Annotated in this window: 15 protein-coding genes; 8 read left to right on the plus strand and 7 right to left on the minus strand. The window is 70.3% G+C overall.

What is annotated here, in order from left to right; translation table 11 throughout:
• Positions 1 to 67: 67 nt before the first annotated feature.
• From cysS to AB0E91_RS16160, 5 genes are all read right to left on the minus strand, one after another.
• Complete coding sequence (cysS, locus tag AB0E91_RS16140; RefSeq protein WP_361781175.1) at positions 68 to 1,471, minus strand: cysteine--tRNA ligase; 1,404 nt, start codon at positions 1,469 to 1,471, stop codon at positions 68 to 70.
• 78 nt (positions 1,472 to 1,549) lie between these two features.
• Entirely contained in the window at positions 1,550 to 1,954 is a 405-nt protein-coding gene (locus tag AB0E91_RS16145; protein ID WP_361781178.1) for a PPOX class F420-dependent oxidoreductase, read from the minus strand.
• A 73-nt stretch (positions 1,955 to 2,027) separates the two neighbouring features.
• A complete protein-coding gene (ispF, locus tag AB0E91_RS16150; protein WP_361781181.1) occupies positions 2,028 to 2,534 on the minus strand; it encodes a 2-C-methyl-D-erythritol 2,4-cyclodiphosphate synthase in 507 nt (168 codons plus the stop codon).
• Positions 2,524 to 3,288, minus strand: a complete 765-nt coding sequence (ispD, locus tag AB0E91_RS16155) for a 2-C-methyl-D-erythritol 4-phosphate cytidylyltransferase (RefSeq protein WP_361781184.1) — start codon at positions 3,286 to 3,288, stop codon at positions 2,524 to 2,526. The genes ispF and ispD overlap by 11 nt, the downstream gene beginning before the upstream one ends.
• Positions 3,289 to 3,621: 333 nt before the next feature.
• Entirely contained in the window at positions 3,622 to 4,104 is a 483-nt protein-coding gene (locus AB0E91_RS16160) for a CarD family transcriptional regulator (RefSeq protein ID WP_003953493.1), read from the minus strand.
• An 809-nt stretch (positions 4,105 to 4,913) separates the two neighbouring features.
• Between AB0E91_RS16160 and AB0E91_RS16165 the strand changes: the two genes are divergently transcribed.
• A complete protein-coding gene (locus AB0E91_RS16165; protein ID WP_361781187.1) occupies positions 4,914 to 5,612 on the plus strand; it encodes a DUF461 domain-containing protein in 699 nt (232 codons plus the stop codon).
• Between the two features lie 73 nt (positions 5,613 to 5,685).
• Here AB0E91_RS16165 and AB0E91_RS16170 read toward each other — a convergent pair whose 3' ends face one another.
• Together AB0E91_RS16170 and AB0E91_RS16175 are read right to left on the minus strand one after the other, a co-directional pair.
• Entirely contained in the window at positions 5,686 to 6,366 is a 681-nt protein-coding gene (locus tag AB0E91_RS16170; protein WP_018548425.1) for a response regulator transcription factor, read from the minus strand.
• Complete coding sequence (locus AB0E91_RS16175; RefSeq protein ID WP_361781191.1) at positions 6,363 to 7,661, minus strand: ATP-binding protein; 1,299 nt, start codon at positions 7,659 to 7,661, stop codon at positions 6,363 to 6,365. The genes AB0E91_RS16170 and AB0E91_RS16175 overlap by 4 nt, the downstream gene beginning before the upstream one ends.
• 245 nt (positions 7,662 to 7,906) lie before the next feature.
• Here AB0E91_RS16175 and phoU point away from each other — a divergent pair, with 245 nt between their 5' ends.
• The 7 genes from phoU to AB0E91_RS16210 all read left to right on the plus strand — a co-directional run bounded on the left by phoU (position 7,907) and on the right by AB0E91_RS16210 (position 12,794).
• Entirely contained in the window at positions 7,907 to 8,602 is a 696-nt protein-coding gene (gene phoU, locus AB0E91_RS16180; protein WP_361781194.1) for a phosphate signaling complex protein PhoU, read from the plus strand.
• A gap of 222 nt (positions 8,603 to 8,824) precedes the next feature.
• Positions 8,825 to 8,977, plus strand: coding sequence for a hypothetical protein (locus AB0E91_RS16185; protein ID WP_361781197.1), 153 nt, complete (start codon positions 8,825 to 8,827; stop codon positions 8,975 to 8,977).
• Between the two features lie 126 nt (positions 8,978 to 9,103).
• Positions 9,104 to 9,445 (plus strand): hypothetical protein, encoded by a 342-nt coding sequence (locus tag AB0E91_RS16190; RefSeq protein WP_361781200.1) that lies wholly within the window; start codon positions 9,104 to 9,106, stop codon positions 9,443 to 9,445.
• 444 nt (positions 9,446 to 9,889) lie between these two features.
• Positions 9,890 to 10,363, plus strand: a complete 474-nt coding sequence (locus tag AB0E91_RS16195; RefSeq protein ID WP_361781203.1) for a hypothetical protein — start codon at positions 9,890 to 9,892, stop codon at positions 10,361 to 10,363.
• Positions 10,363 to 11,097 (plus strand): hypothetical protein, encoded by a 735-nt coding sequence (locus tag AB0E91_RS16200; protein ID WP_361781206.1) that lies wholly within the window; start codon positions 10,363 to 10,365, stop codon positions 11,095 to 11,097. The genes AB0E91_RS16195 and AB0E91_RS16200 overlap by 1 nt, the downstream gene beginning before the upstream one ends.
• A gap of 132 nt (positions 11,098 to 11,229) precedes the next feature.
• Positions 11,230 to 12,045 (plus strand): methyltransferase domain-containing protein, encoded by an 816-nt coding sequence (locus AB0E91_RS16205; RefSeq protein WP_361781209.1) that lies wholly within the window; start codon positions 11,230 to 11,232, stop codon positions 12,043 to 12,045.
• Positions 12,046 to 12,122: 77 nt separating this feature from the next.
• Positions 12,123 to 12,794, plus strand: a complete 672-nt coding sequence (locus AB0E91_RS16210; protein ID WP_361781212.1) for a YdcF family protein — start codon at positions 12,123 to 12,125, stop codon at positions 12,792 to 12,794.
• Positions 12,795 to 12,813: the final 19 nt, after the last annotated feature.

The following is a 12,813-nucleotide window of genomic DNA, read 5'->3' on the forward strand; positions in this document are numbered from 1 at the left end:
AGCTTTCGTACGTATGTATGCAGTGTGCCGCCCGGAGAGCCGGGCGGCACACTCGATCAAGCAGAGGTCAGCGCGCGCCGAGGCTCCAGCGCGGACCCTGCGGGCTGTCCTCGACGACCAGTCCGGACTGGCCGAGCTGGTCGCGGATGGCGTCGGCGGTGGCCCAGTCCTTGCGGGCGCGGGCCGACTCGCGCTGGTCGAGGACGAGCCGGACCAGGCTGTCCACCACGCCGTGGAGGTCTTCCCCGCGCTCGCCGCCCTCCCCGGCCCACTGGGGGTCCAGCGGGTCGAGGCCGAGCACGCCGAGCATCGCGCGGACCTCGGCGAGGCGGGCGACGGCGCCCTCCTTGTCGTCGGCGGCCAGGGCGCTGTTGCCCTGGCGGACCGTGGTGTGCACGACGGCGAGCGCCTGCGGGACGCCCAGGTCGTCGTCCATGGCCTCCGCGAAGGCGGGCGGCACCTCGGCGGCCGGTTCGACCGTGCCCCCGGCCTTCTCCAGCACGCGCTGCACGAAGCCCTCGATGCGCGCGAACGCGGTCTCGGCGTCGCGCAGCGACTCCTCGCTGTACTCGATCATCGAGCGGTAGTGCGGGGTGCCGAGGTAGTAGCGCAGCACGATCGGGCGCCACTGCTTGACCATCTCGGAGACCAGCACGCTGTTGCCCAGCGACTTGGACATCTTGTCGCCCGCCATGGTGACCCAGGCGTTGTGCACCCAGTACCGCGCGAACTCGTCGCCGTAGGCCTTGGCCTGCGCGATCTCGTTCTCGTGGTGCGGGAAGATCAGGTCCAGGCCGCCGCCGTGGATGTCGAAGACCGAGCCCAGGTACTTGTGCGCCATGGCCGAGCACTCCAGGTGCCAGCCGGGGCGCCCGGGGCCCCACGGGGTCGGCCAGCTCGGCTCGCCGGGCTTGGCCGCCTTCCACATGGCGAAGTCGCGCGGGTCGCGCTTGCCGGTCTCGCCGTCGCCCGAGGGCTGGAGCAGGTTGTCCAGCTCCTGCCGGGACAGCTCCAGGTAGTCCGGGAACGAACGCACGTCGAAGTAGACGTTGCCGTCCGCCGCGTAGGCGTGACCGCGCTCGATCAGGCCCTGCATCATCTCGATCATCTCGGTGATGTGGCCGGTGGCGCGGGGCTCGTAGCTGGGCGGGAGGCAGCCGAGGGCGGTGTACGCGTCGTTGAAGGCGCGCTCGTTCTCGTACCCGATCGACCACCAGGGGCGGTTCTGCTCACGCCCCTTGGCGATGATCTTGTCGTCGATGTCGGTGACGTTGCGGATGAACGTGACGTCGTAGCCGCGGTACGCGAACCAGCGGCGCATGATGTCGAAGTTCAGGCCCGAGCGGATGTGCCCGATGTGGGGGGCCGCCTGCACGGTGGCACCACACAGGTAGATCGAGACACAGCCCGGCGTGACCGGGGTGAAGTCGCGGATCTGCCGGGCGTTGGTGTCGTACAGGCGAATAGTCACCCCCCCAGGGTAGTGGGCGTGTCACCGTGCCATGCACAGTACGGCGGTGAAGGCGCCGTACCGTGCCGCCCGCCGCCGTCAGAGGCTGCCGACCACCTTGCGCGGGGTGATCCGGACGACCACCCGCTCGGCGTCCTGGACGGAGGCCGGGTTGAAGTCCGCGTACTTCTTGCCGGTGTACTTCTCGGACAGCTCGTCGATCAGCTCCTGGCCGCCGCCGGTGGTCATCTCGGCGGTGCCGCGGATCTCGGCGTACTCGTAGGGGCGCTGGGGATCCATGACCACGACGGACACGTGCGGGTCGCGGTCCAGGTTCTTCTTCTTGCGCCGGTCCACGGTGGTGGAGAAGAGCACGTCGTCGCCGTCCCGCTTCACCCATACCGGCGACAGCTGGGGGCTGCCGTCGGGCTGGACGGTTCCGACGACGATGAAGACGGGACCGTCCAGCAGGGCCTTGAGCCGGTCGGACAGGGCGGCGGACATGGGTACCTCCTGGGTCGGCGATGACTCTGCGGGTACCCTCGCACGCCCTCCGCCCACCCGCACGACGAATCGGTCAGGCCGCGCGCACGACAAGTGCGGTGGCGACCGCCATCAGCCCTTCCTCGCGGCCGGGGAAGCCGAGGCCGTCGGTGGTGGCGCCGGAGACCGAGACGGGGGCGCCGACGGCGGCGGACAGGATCTGCTGCGCCTCGTCCCGGCGCTTGCCGATCTTCGGGCGCGGTCCCACGACCTGAACGGCGACGTTCCCGATGGCGAATCCGGCCTCGCGCACGATCCGGGCCGCCTCGGTGAGCAGCGCGACCCCGGAGGCGCCGGCCCACTCGGGCCGCCCGGTGCCGAAGTGCTGCCCGAGGTCACCGAGACCGGCGGCGGAGAAGAGCGCGTTGCAGGCGGCGTGCGCGACGACGTCCGCGTCGGAGTGTCCGGCCAGGCCCGGACCGGCGTTCTCCCACTTCAGGCCCGCGCACCACAGCTCGCGGCCCTCCTCGAAGGCGTGGATGTCGGTGCCGATGCCGACCTGGGGCAGGGCCGGGATGAGCGGGGGGCGGTCAGAAGCCATCGTTGAGCCTCCTGCGGTTCAGGACCGCCTCCGCGAGGACGAGGTCGAGGGGGCGGGTGACCTTGAAGGCCTCTTCGTGGCCGGGGACGGTCACGACCCGCGCGCCGAGCCGCTCGACCATGGACGCGTCGTCGGTGACGTCCTCGGTGACGCTTTCGTGGGCGCGCACCAGCGTCGCCCGGTCGAAGCCCTGCGGGGTCTGCACGGCACGCAGCCGGGCCCGCTCGGGCGTGCCGAGCACCGGCTCGGGCTCGCCGGGCACGGCCGCGGGCTCGACCTCCTTGACGGTGTCGGCGAGCGGCAGGGCCGGGACCACGGCGGGAGCACCGCCGCGCACCGCCTCCACGACCGCGTCCACGGTGTCCACCGGGACCAGCGGACGGGCCGCGTCGTGCACGAGGACGACGTCGTACTCCGGCGGCAGCGCGTCGAGGCCGAGCCGGACGGACTCCTGGCGGCTCTCCCCGCCGGGGACGACCAGGAAGTCGGTGCGGTCGGGCAGCGCGTGCGCGTCGAGCAGGGACTTGACCTCGGCGGCGCCGTCCGGCGGGGCCACGACGACGACCAGGGAGACGTACCGGGAGGCGGCCAGGGCACGGACCGCGTGGATCAGCATCGGCGTGCCGTTCAGCGCGCGCAGCGCCTTGGGGGCGCCCGGACCGAGGCGTACGCCCCGCCCTGCGGCGGGGATCACGGCGGCGACACGGCTCCCGGAAGGGGACTCGGCGGGTGCGGGACGCGATTCGTCAGACATCGGTTCCTGTCAGGTTTGTGTGCTCGTCCTGGGTGGGTATGGCCTGGAGGAGTGCCGGGCGGGACGCCTTGACCGGACCCTTCCGTGACCCTGGTCGAGCCATCGCCCGGACCCGGCACACCAGTATCGGGGGTTCTCCGAGACGTGGAGCAGGCTCTGCGCACGGCGTGGCGGGCCTTGGCGGCGGAGGGGTACGAAAACGCCGCAGCACCCGCGACAGGTTCAGTGTCGTCGGGCACCGCGGCATCGTGGCTGTGCCTGGCGCGCCCACTCGTGAGCGGCGGCTCAGAAGTGCGCGCGTCGGAAGCAGACAGGGGACTGCCTGCCGGGACGTCAGGAGGCGAGTACCTCGTCGAGCAGCGCCTCGGCCTTGTCCTCGTTCGTGTTCTCCGCGAGAGCCAGCTCGCTCACCAGGATCTGGCGGGCCTTGGCGAGCATGCGCTTCTCACCGGCGGAGAGACCGCGCTCGCGCTCGCGACGCCACAGGTCACGCACGACTTCCGCGACCTTGATGACATCGCCGGAGGCGAGCTTCTCCAGATTTGCCTTGTAACGACGCGACCAGTTCGTGGGCTCCTCGGCATACGGCGCGCGCAGCACCTCGAAGACCCGGTCCAGCCCGTCCTGACCGACCACATCACGTACGCCGACGAACTCCGCATTGTCCGCTGGCACACGTACCGTCAGATCACCCTGGGCGACCTTCAGCACCAAGTAGGTCTTGTCCACGCCTTTGATCTGGCGAGTTTCGATGGCCTCGATCAGCGCGGCCCCGTGATGGGGATAGACCACGGTGTCGCCAACCTTGAACGTCATGTGACAGGTACCCCTTCCGTGGCTATCCAGGGTAACACGGATACGGCGTCTTCTGAATGGCGTTTTCGCAGGTCAGGGCATATCTCGGGGCTTGACAACAGCGACCGGAACGTGCTGCGGGCCACCTGCGGAACCGGGTATTCGCAGGTCGGAGCGGCTCTCTGGGCGGCATGAAACGCGTACGTCACACGCTCCCCAGACCCGCCCCGAGCGGACGAATGTCCCGGTTTGCCCACTCTCAAGCGTACGACTTCCAGCGCTCCGTTCGACGGCGAGGGGCCGGTACGAGACGAATCCGGAATTGATCACAGGGGGCCGGGCGCGCGGTGGATCAGTGGCGGATGTTGCTGATGATGATGAAGCGGATGAAGAGACGGATGGGGCACTCCGATGATCCGAAGGATCACCCGGAACGCTCAATGCCGTCCGGCAATACGGCGCGCCAATAGGAGCCGGTCAAACAAGTGGCTCAATCAAGTGGCTCAATCCTGGTCAATCACGCGGGTCAATCGGCCGGCCGAAATCTCGGGCACCACATTCCTTCACCGGAAATTCGCGCGCCGTGTCACGGGGTGTGGCACACGCGGTGCGTCACGGGCGCCACGTCACGGGCGGTGCGTCACGGGCGGCGGCATGTCGTCGGCATGCCGGGGAGGGTCTCCCGCTCGCCCACCCGGAGGGACGCCGCGGCCTTGGGGAGGGTCGGGTGCGGCCGCCCGGGAACGGCTCGGTAGCCTAAGTCCGCTGACTGATACTTAGGGCGGCTTTACAAAGAAGGCCGTCCGTGCGTTCAAGGAGTTGCCGCCGCCGTGAGCAGCAGCCTTCGACGCGGCGCCCTCGCCGCCTCCGCCATCGCCTTCCCGCTGGCCATGCTCGCCGCCTGCGGCGCCGGCAACGACGCCCAGACCCTGGAGATCAGGCCCGACAACGCGGCGACCAGCGTCGGCACCATCAAGGTCCAGAACGCCCTGGTGATCACCCAGCCCGACGCCAAGGCCACGGGTCCGCTCGCCATCTCCGCGACGCTCTTCAACTCTGGCAAGACCGCCCAGACGCTCCAGTCGATCACCGTCCCGGGTGCGAACGACAGCGTCGAGCTGAAGGCCGCCAAGGGCCAGAGCCTGACCGTCCCGGCCCACGGCTCCCTGGTCATCGGTGGCAAGGACAACGCCTCCGCGATGCTCGCGAGCGGCGGCGAGATCGTCCGCAACGGCAATGCGCAGAAGGTCACCTTCACCTTCAGCCAGACCGGCGCGGTCAGCCTGCGTGCCTTCGTGGTCCCGGCGACCAGCTACTTCACCAAGTGGGGCCCGAGCGAGATCCCGTCGGCCCCGGCCGCCACGTCCTCCCCGTCCGCCACCGCCTCCTCCTCCGCCTCGGCCCCGGCCGCCGGCGAGCCGGGCAGCACCGCCTCCGCGAGCGCGAAGCCGGACGACAAGACCTCCGGCGCCCCGGCCGAGGGCGCGACCCCGAGCGACTCGGCCTCGCAGTCGGCCGCCGGTCACTGAGCGGTCGTACGACGGACGCAGGGTGGGCCCCCGGAAAACCGGGGGCCCACCCTTTGTCATACGGCGGTACGGCTTACGGCTCGAACTTGTAGCCCAGGCCGCGCACGGTCACCAGGAAGCGCGGCGCGCCCGGGTCCGGCTCGATCTTGGCGCGCAGGCGCTTGACGTGGACGTCGAGGGTCTTGGTGTCGCCCACGTAGTCGGCGCCCCACACCCGGTCGATCAGCTGCATGCGGGTGAGCACCCGGCCCGCGTTGCGCAGCAGCATCTCCAGCAGGTCGAACTCCTTCAGCGGGAGGTCGACCTTCGCGCCGCCGACGGTCACCACGTGACGGTCCACGTCCATGCGGACCGGGCCCGCCTCCAGCGCGGCCGGGGTGACCTCCTCCGGCTCGCCCCGCCTGCGCAGCACCGCGCGGATACGGGCGACCAGCTCGCGCGAGGAGAAGGGCTTGGTCACGTAGTCGTCGGCCCCTATCTCCAGGCCGACGACCTTGTCGATCTCACTGTCCTTGGCGGTCACCATGATCACCGGGACGTTGGAGCGGCCGCGCAGCTGACGGCACACCTCCGTACCGGGCAGCCCCGGCAGCATCAGGTCGAGGAGGACGAGGTCGGCGCCGTTGCGCTCGAACTCCTCCAGTCCGTCGGGGCCGGTCGCCGCCACGGCGACCTCGAAGCCCTCCTTGCGGAGCATGTACGACAGGGCGTCGGAGAAGGACTCCTCGTCCTCGACGACGAGCACTCGGGTCACGGAAGGACCTCCGGGGCGGGAAGCGGTTCGTAAGGGGATGAGTCGTCGATGTCCCCGTCCTCGTCGTCGAGACCGGGGGGCTGTGCCGCGCGGGCGCGGGCGGCGCCCGCCTCCGGCAGTCGCAGGGTGAAGGTGGAGCCCTGGCCCTCGGCGCTCCAGACCGAGACCTCGCCGCCGTGCGAGGCGACCACGTGCTTGACGATCGCGAGTCCGAGGCCGGTGCCTCCGGTGGCGCGCGAGCGGGCCGGGTCGACGCGGTAGAAGCGCTCGAAGATGCGCTCCTTGTCCTTGTCGGAGATGCCGATGCCCTGGTCGGTGACCGCGAGCTCGATGAGGTCGCCGCCGGGCGCGGCGACCCGGCGGGCGGCTATGCCGACGCGGGTACGGGCCGGGGAGTAATTGACGGCGTTCTCGACCAGGTTGCCGAGGGCCGCGGCGAGCTGGCCGCGGTTGCCCCAGACCCGCAGTTCGGTGCCGGCGCGGCGGCCGCCGCCCTCGGAGGCGGGGCGCTCGGGGCCCTGGATCGCGGCGGCCATGGTGATCTGCTTCGTACCGGCCTGGTGGCGGCAGCGGTCGACGGCCTCCGCGACCAGCTCGTCCACGCGGACCGGTTCGGCGTCCTCCAGCGGGTCGTCGTTCTGCACCCGGGAGAGGTCGATCAGTTCCTGGACCAGGTTGGTGAGCCGGGTCGCCTCGATCTGCATCCGGCCCGCGAAGCGCTGGACCGCCTCGGGGTCGTCGGAGGCGTCCATGACGGCCTCGGAGAGCAGGGAGAGGGCGCCGGTCGGGGTCTTCAGCTCGTGGCTCACGTTGGCCACGAAGTCGCGTCGTACGGCTTCGATGCGGCGGGCCTCGGTCAGGTCCTCGACCAGCAGCAGGACCAGCCGGGAGCCGAGCGGGGCGACGCGGGCGGAGACCGCGAGGGCCTCGCCGCGTCCGGTGCCGCGCCGGGGCAGATCCAGCTCGACCTGGCGTATCTCGCCGTCGCGCCGGGTGTCCCGGGCCATCTGGAGCATCGGCTCGACCGCGAGCTTGCCGCCCCGGACCAGGCCGAGGGCGTACGCCGCGGAGCTGGCCTTGACCACGGCGTCCGCCTCGTCCAGCACGACCGCCGAGGAGCGCAGCACCGACAGCACGGTGTCCACGCCGGGCGGCAGCACCGCGTCGGTGTGCAGAGAGGTCCGGGTGTGCCGCTTCTGGTCGCGCTCGCTCCAGCGGAACGCCAGCACGGCGATGACGCCGGTGAGCACCCCGGCGATCGCCGCCGCTGCGGCGACCGCCGCGTTCACGTCCATGTGACCAGGTTAGGCATGGGGTACGACCTGCCCACAGCCACCGGAGTGCGACCTCGGACACTCGTCGCCCAGAGTTCACCTTCAGGCCAGTGGACGTTCACACCGGGTGGCGGAAACGGACGCGTACGGGGCGGAACGTGGGAGCGTGGGGCGGTGTGGACACGGGGTCCGCACGGCTGGCCCCCGGCCGTACGTAGGACTGTGCGAAGAACTGTACGTAGGACTGTACGTAGGAGAGGGATCTGATGCGGGACGCGTACCACGAGGAACTGGACTCGATCGGCGACGGTCTGGTGGAGATGGCCCGGCTGGTCGGCTCGGCGATCGGACGCGCCACCACCGCCATCCTGGACGCCGACCTCAAGCTGGCCGAGAGCGTGATCGAGGCCGACCAGAAGGTCGACGAACTCCAGCACGACCTGGAGGCCCGGGCGATAGCCCTGCTGGCCCGCCAGCAGCCGGTGGCCACCGATTTGCGCATCGTCGTCACGTCGCTGCGCATGTCCGCCGACCTGGAGCGCTCGGGCGACCTCGCCCAGCACGTGGCCAAGCTGGCCCGGCTGCGCTTCCCCGAGCGCGCGGTCCCGCAGTACCTGCACGCCACCATCCTGGAGATGGGCCAGCTCGCGCAGCGTCTCATGGCGAAGGCGGCGGAGGTAATCATCACCAAGGACGTCGACCTCGCGCTCCAACTGGAGCAGGACGACGACGAGATGGACCTCCTCCACCGCACCCTCTTCCAGCACCTCATCGACGACCGCTGGAAGCACGGCATCGAGACGGCGGTCGACGTCACGCTGTTGGGCCGCTACTACGAGCGGTACGCGGACCACGCGGTCGCCGTCGCCAAGCGGGTGGTGTACCTGGTGACGGGCGAGCACGCGGACGAACTCCAGCAGCAGGATGTGCCTCCGGCGGTGGGCGGGACAGAACAGGGCTGAGGGGGGCGGGGGTTGTCGGCAGGGCGCGGGGTGCTGGTGGGGCGGGGGTTGTTGGTGGGCCGGGCGAGACACGGTGAACCACGTTGCCCGTGCCGGTACTTGCCCGGGGGCGTGCGGACGCCCCCATGCGCCCTGAATGCGCCGTTGATACCCCGTAGGGACGGCCCTGGAATTGGGCATGGAACGGTCGGGGCCACCTGGCCCCCGTGTCGAGGAGGACCCATGCCCGAATCCCCCACCACACCCGACCCCACCCAGCCCGAGCCGACCGACCAGCCCGCCACCCTGAAGAACCTCCCCCTCGTCGCCGCCTGCGGCTGCGGCTCGGGCTGCGGCTGCGGCTGCCAGTCGGGGGCGCCTTGCCAGTGCGGCTGAGGATGCACGGGCGGTGAGGGGGCCGGCTCTTCCGGGGGCGGGGCCTTCTCACTTGCCTGTGCGGCGATGCCGGGCGGGTGCGGTGAGAGCGACACCATGGTGCTGAGCCATATGGATGATGGCCCCATGGAACGCGCCGAACTCGAACGGCTCCTGACCACGGCGGACGACGCTGCCGCGGCCGCGCTGTCCGCTCTTCGCGAGGGCGCCTCGTACGTCGTCTGGGACGGCACCACTCCTGCCCAGGTTCTCGCCCACACCTACGCCCGCCGCCTCCGCCTGACCCGTCGCGACGGCACGGCGACCCTCGGCCTGGAACGCGCCGTAGGACTCCTGACCGGACATGGCGGTCCGGTGCGCCTGGGGCGGATCGACTCCGTGGACGGGGCGTGGATCTACATGCTCTTGCTCACCGAGGACGCTGCGGATCTGGTGGCCTGTACGGGTGTGCGGCGGAAACAGCCGTAGTGCCAAGCCGTCTTACCCACGATCCCCGTCCCCGTCCCCGTGCGAGAAACCGGCGTCCCGTCACGGTCAATGCGCGGAGGGTCGGCCGGTTCGAACCCCACCGCACGCCAGACTGCGTACGCCGCCACGAACTTCACATCACCGGGACCGGTGTCCGCCGCCGGTGGAAGGAGTCGGCTCCCGCACCAACAGCGCACTCGTCGGTCGGCGTCACCTCGACACTCACCTGCGCGAACCGTGCCCAACAGTGCGCCTGACGGGCCAGTCGGTACGTCGCGTCCATCTCCGCGGTCTCCTTGCCGGGCGACCGCAGCGGCAACCTGCCAGGTGCGGCAACGACCTCACCCTTCGAGCGGATGTCCTAGGGGCGGCGGGCTCGGTGCGTGGGGCCTCCTGGGGAAGATCCAGGAAGACGTAGACACCCCGTTCCCTCTGGAGTGCTCCTTGCGCGCACAGCCCCTCGCCCTGGTGACTCTCGCGGCGGCCCTGGTCGGCGGCCTCTCCGCGGCGCCTCCGGCCTGGGCAGACACGCCCGGACCTGTCGTGTCGGCCAGCGGTCGGAGCGGATCGGTCGACGGATTCCTGACCGCGGGTGACTCCGTGCACTACTCCAGCACACCGCCTCCCACCATCTCGGCCCACGGCTGGTGGCTCGACAAGAACAGCGGAGGTCACAAGGCGAAGGTCACCGTGGAACTCCAGGTCCAGGATCGAGGCGGCCACTGGCGGACCGTGGCCAGGGGCTCCAAGGTCATCAAGCAGGGAGGCGGCAGCTCACGTCGTGCCAACGCCCGCAAGACGTGTGTGGGCGACGCGAGAACCAAGTGGCGCAGCAGAGTCGACGTCGACATCATCGGAGTCGCCGACTCCCCGAACAAACTGACCACCCCTGCCAAGTCGTTCAGCTGCGGCGCCTGATGAACGAGGAGAGCGAGAGCGCGACGGAAGACGCCGACAGCCTCACCATGACCGTGGAGATCCACGGCGTGCTGCGGCGGCACCCGTGGATCGGCCAGGTCAGTGTGGATCACGATCTGGACGAGGATGTGTACAGCCTGGCCGTGAAGCGGGCGGCGGCGTACGGCTGGAGCTCCACGAACCTGAGCCCGCGCCGGGAGTTCGGCGCCCTGCGCTGGGAGCACGCGGACGCCGGAGGCGACTGGTCCCAGGACGGCGCGGTCCGCCAACTGGCCTGGCTGACGGTCTACCCCGCCACGGATCTCCCGGCCCAGCACCTCCCGGTGCTCCCGATGACCCAGGTCCTGACAGACGCCCTGCACCGGATCGGCGAGGTCCGCTTCACCGGCCTGCGGTCTCGCGTCCCTGTAGCCCTGGCTCCCGACACAGGCTTCGATCTACGGGGCGACGCGGACTGGTTCGCCCTCTGCGACCCTGTGGCCAGGACGGACATCACGTTGAGCGTCTCCCCGCAGCCGCCCTTCGCCGCCGAGCAACTCGCCGCCCAAGTCGTACGGTTGTCTCAAGGGCACGTACGCCTCAGCCCGTCGCCCAGCCCCTTGCTCCTTCAGGGCACCGCCCCGGAGTGGACGCCCCAGGCGGCAGCCTGGATCACGGAGATCGTGATCGACGCCCTCCGAGCGGATGGCGTCCGCGGGGAGACGGAGATCGCGGTCGCACTGACGACTGGATGACCTGGGTTCCTGTGAACGGCGTCAGCCCGCGGAGACCGCCCGCCATCGCGCAGTGACGCAGCCCTCCTCCATGTCCCACCACTTCCTGGCGACACCATGGTCGAGCAGCCTGCCACGAACCAGAATGCCCGCATGACGCATCCCGAGCTAGCGCCGGAGATCACGAGGTTCTACACCGAGACCGTCGACGAGGCGGACAGGCTGACCACTACGGCAGACGGCCGCCTGGAGATGGTGCGCACCCGGGAGTTGCTGCGCCGGTACCTGCCGACACCGCCGGCCCGCGTCCTGGATGTCGGAGGCGGCCCCGGCGCCCACGCCCGCTGGCTGGTTGAGGACGGCTACAGCGTGCACCTCGTCGACCCGATCCCCCAGCACGTCGATCAGGCCAGGGCGACCGGCGCCGTCGTCGAAATCGGCGATGCCCGCAGTCTTACGGCCGCCGACACCTCATTCGACGTGGTCCTGCTGCTCGGACCGCTGTACCACCTGGTCGCTCGCACCGATCGCGACCAGGCACTCGCCGAGGCCTACCGTGTGCTCAAGCCGGGCGGCCTGTTGGCGGCGGCCGGGATCAACCGGTACGCCAGCCTGTTCGAGCACGCCGCGTTCGGACACCTCCACAAGGAACCGATGCGGAAGAGCATCGGCCAGATCCTGGCCTCGCAGATTCACGACGGGAAGAAGGCGTTCACCGCGGCCTACTTCCACACCGGCGAGCAACTGCGCGACGAAGTGGCGGCCGCGGGCTTCGCCGAGACCCAGGTTTTCGGCATCGAAGGACCGGCCTGGTCCATGCTCGCCGCAGCCGAACGGAACACCGGCGGCGACTTCCGGGACACCCCGCTTTTCGAATCAGCACTGACCGCAGCGCGCCTGGCCGAGCCGTACCCCGAGCTCCTGGCGGCCAGCTCGCATCTCCTGAGCATCGGGCGTCGACCGGCCTGAGCACCTGCGGTTTGCAGGCATCAAAGCCATGAGCGCGGGGCCGGTCGGGCCCGGCGACGGTGACCAGGGAGAGACACGTGAGCGGCGAGAGCCAGCAGGCCATCACCGAGGACCAGTGGCAGCGGGCCGAGCTGATCTGGGAGTACCACCAGATGCACCACCCACTGCGCCCCGTCGACGTGGCGATCGGCCTGGGCAGCCATGACCTCGGCGTCGCCACCCACTCCGCCGAGCTGTACCGCGCCGGACTGTTCCCCACCCTCGTCTTCACCGGCGGCAACAGCCCCACCACCGCCAAGGTCTTCCCCCGCGGCGAGGCCGTCCACTTCCGCGAGCACGCCATCGATCTCGGCGTTCCCGCCGAGGCGATCCTCCTGGAACCGGTTGCGGGCAACACCGGCCAGAACATCACCCTCTCCCGCGAGGTCCTCGCCGCCGCAGGCATCACCCCGACCACGGTCCTGCTCGTCTCCAAGCCCTACATGGAACGCCGCTCCTACGCGACCGCCCGCAAGCTGTGGCCCGACGTCGAGATCCTCTGCGCCTCGGAGCCACTGGAGCTCGCCGACTACGTGAAGTCCATCGGCGACGAGAAACTCGTCCTGGACATGCTCGTCGGCGACCTCCAGCGAGTCATCGAATACCCGCAGCTCGGATTCGCCATCGAGCAAGAGGTCCCAGAGAACGTGCTCGGAGCGTACGAATCCCTCATCCGTGACGGCTTCACGAGTCGACTCATCGCTCCCTGACCTGCCCGAAGGCCGAAGA

The organism is Streptomyces sp. NPDC026659 (assembly GCF_040638245.1).
GTDB lineage: Bacteria > Actinomycetota > Actinomycetes > Streptomycetales > Streptomycetaceae > Streptomyces.

Bases quoted from the DNA above. Each gene is read 5' to 3' on its own strand.
- AB0E91_RS16145 (WP_361781178.1), bottom strand. From the start codon at position 1,954: ATGTCCGCCGCCCTGTCCGACCGGCTCAAGGCCCTGCTGGACGGTCCC.
- ispF (WP_361781181.1), bottom strand. From the start codon at position 2,534: ATGGCTTCTGACCGCCCCCCGCTCATCCCGGCCCTGCCCCAGGTCGGC.
- ispD (WP_361781184.1), bottom strand. From the start codon at position 3,288: ATGTCTGACGAATCGCGTCCCGCACCCGCCGAGTCCCCTTCCGGGAGC.
- AB0E91_RS16160 (WP_003953493.1), bottom strand. From the start codon at position 4,104: ATGACGTTCAAGGTTGGCGACACCGTGGTCTATCCCCATCACGGGGCC.
- AB0E91_RS16175 (WP_361781191.1), bottom strand. From the start codon at position 7,661: ATGGACGTGAACGCGGCGGTCGCCGCAGCGGCGGCGATCGCCGGGGTG.
- phoU (WP_361781194.1), top strand. From the start codon at position 7,907: ATGCGGGACGCGTACCACGAGGAACTGGACTCGATCGGCGACGGTCTG.
- AB0E91_RS16185 (WP_361781197.1), top strand. From the start codon at position 8,825: ATGCCCGAATCCCCCACCACACCCGACCCCACCCAGCCCGAGCCGACC.
- AB0E91_RS16190 (WP_361781200.1), top strand. From the start codon at position 9,104: ATGGAACGCGCCGAACTCGAACGGCTCCTGACCACGGCGGACGACGCT.
- AB0E91_RS16200 (WP_361781206.1), top strand. From the start codon at position 10,363: ATGAACGAGGAGAGCGAGAGCGCGACGGAAGACGCCGACAGCCTCACC.
- AB0E91_RS16205 (WP_361781209.1), top strand. From the start codon at position 11,230: ATGACGCATCCCGAGCTAGCGCCGGAGATCACGAGGTTCTACACCGAG.